We start from the raw sequence: 2,519 nt of genomic DNA on the forward strand, positions 1-2,519 counted from the left end.
TAGTCCCATCCACATCGAAGAAAACAATTTTATAACCCATAAAATTCTCCCTTAAAAAGTTCTATAATAGTAACAGCTTATCTAGTATTCGCTTTCCCTACAAAGAATCCTTCTTCAACTAACCTGCTGCGTTAGTTGAAGTAATTTCTTGTTTTTATGTCTCGTCCATTCCCTTAAAGAGCCATAACTCTCTTGGATTCCCAAGATTTACTCCAAATTTTTCATCTGGAATTTTGCCGTTTTTGCAATCTTCTACCTTATATAGCATCCAGGTGGTAAACGGAGTAGGTTCACTTGCTATTCGCTTAATGCCTAATTCCATTTGCTCATTGGTATCAAAAATAAACCATTGAAAATCAAAACTAACATCAAGACTTTCCCAGTAACTTTTAACTTTATTTGTTTCCCCGACAATTAAATTGCAGCAGTCTTTTGGTCCATATACTAACCAACAAACCGAGAAGGGTTTGTTCAACGTATCGATTTTTTCATTGTCGTAAATTGCTTTTTCCATAATCCAACCTCCGAAATGAACTATTGTTTAATTGTCAGTAAACTAAACTGCCTCGTTAGTTCAAGAAAAAAGTGCCTCCCCCAGACTTGAAGTAAAGCACTCCTTGATTTCAATAATTTAGATATATTAACTTATTCAACTGAATTGTAAAAAAACCTTCTTATTCAACTAAACTGCTCCGTTAGTTTAAGTGTAACATTTCACAATGTATTGCCGAAGTCTCCATACATATTTTAGACGTAAAAATAGACCATCAATATGATGGTCTTGTTCACTAAAGAACTCGTTATTTGAATAAAGTTTAGTAGGATTTATTATTAAAACAGTCTTCACAAATGAATTTGCCTTCTTTTTTAAATAAGCTTTTATCTCAGTAATACCTTTTCGCTTTGGGTAACGCATTTTTACAAAAACAACGTCATCTTCCTTAATTTCTTTATCACATAATACATATAGGTTTAACCCACAACATAACTAAAACTCCTTAATAATCCCCTTAATACCTATACGGATAACTTTTATAATAGGTTCTTGAACTAACCTGCTGCGTTAGTTCCATAAGAAAAAGCTACCCTGTAAAGACAGTCGATTCTTGAACTAAAGCACCCGTTAGCACAATAATATGTTTATTCATTGTAATATCATACTTTTTAAGAAATCAATTTTTTTAAGATCTTTATCATTATTTTTATTTGCTCGGTAACTATCCTTAGATGAAGACTCGTAAACAGATAGATATTGCTCAGGATTTAGTAAATAATACTTTACTTCCCCCTTTTGATGTAATTCTAAGTCCTCTAATTGTACTCCTGCGAAATCTGGTAACGTGTCAATGTTACCAAATTCAACGGATAACCCTTTTTTAGAAAACTCATGCTCATGCAAATCAATTAGGGTATATTCCATTGAAATCATGATTTTCATAATATCATCCCAGTTAAATATAGATATTTCAGGCGGTACTTCCCATCCTCTTTTATCTCCAGATACATGAATATCTAAGTCTTGGGCATCCCACCCCTGACCCGTAACTATTTCTAAACCAACTGAACCCATTAACAATGGAATAATTTCAATTTCATTTAGTTTTTTTGTTATTTTAATAAACTCATTAAACTTGTTATTCTCCATTTGTTCCTCCACCTTTTGCTTTTTTGTAGTTATTCATTTGTTTTGTATATCTCGATGTTTTTGTATGCTTTGATTTTAATTCTAAAATAACTCGTTTAATCAAATATATTTATCTTTCAATTGATCGCTGCCAATGCCACCAATAACCATTAAAATTAGTGGTAAAAAATTAGTAACAACTTTTGGTAAGCCTTCTAGTATAAGAATATTTGTACCGAAAAAGTGATTTAATGCAATAATGATTATTTTTGACACTAACAAAAAGGCACCTAATAAAAACACACTATCTAACAAAACTTTCCACCTTGGATACGCCAATTTCTTACTATCTTGAATTACTTTCTCTTTCAACTCTTCATCACTCCTTAATAGTTCGTCTATCGTAATACCAAATAAATCACTCAAATCGATGATTACCTCGATATTTGGATAGTTTTTGCCTGTCTCCCATTTTGAAACGGACTGGCGACTAACATGAATCTTTTCAGCAAGCTCTGTTTGTGACCAGCTTTTTTTTCTCTTTCTCTTTTTAAGCGTTCACTAAAAATCATATTTCTCATCGCCTTTCCTTACAATTTCAGTATTAAAGAAGTGAGTAGATGAAGTAAAGCTAGTTCTAGGTGCATCAAGGCGCAACCTTAAGTTGCCACATAAAATGTTCCCATATAATTGACGACTTTCAGCATTTTAACAGCCCACCTGTATTCCACAAATGACCATCTAGAAGCACAACGATTTTTCACTAAAGCACCCGTTAGTTTAAGTACATTCCTTCACAATCTCTTCAAATAATTATTAATTCCTTTAATCTTCTTTGGGATATCTAATTTTCTCAATCATTACTAAGACAATTTTGTTTTCCTTGAATCCGATT

At 32.3% G+C, this 2,519-nt stretch carries 2 protein-coding genes and 1 pseudogene; all 3 read right to left on the reverse strand.

What is annotated here, in order from left to right:
* Nucleotides 1-154 precede the first annotated feature (154 nt).
* The gene (locus PGC35_RS21995) at nt 155-514 is read right to left on the reverse strand and encodes a hypothetical protein (RefSeq protein ID WP_375220720.1); all 360 of its coding nucleotides are present in this window, start codon (nt 512-514) and stop codon (nt 155-157) included.
* Between the two features lie 630 nt (nt 515-1,144).
* Nucleotides 1,145-1,645 (reverse strand): phosphoribosylanthranilate isomerase, encoded by a 501-nt coding sequence (locus tag PGC35_RS22000; RefSeq protein WP_375220721.1) that lies wholly within the window; start codon nt 1,643-1,645, stop codon nt 1,145-1,147.
* A gap of 99 nt (nt 1,646-1,744) precedes the next feature.
* Nucleotides 1,745-2,196, reverse strand: a pseudogene (locus tag PGC35_RS22005) (helix-turn-helix domain-containing protein).
* Nucleotides 2,197-2,519 lie beyond the last annotated feature (323 nt).

It is taken from the genome of Psychrobacillus sp. PGGUH221 (genome assembly GCF_042055255.1).
Classification (GTDB): Bacteria; Bacillota; Bacilli; order Bacillales_A; family Planococcaceae; genus Psychrobacillus.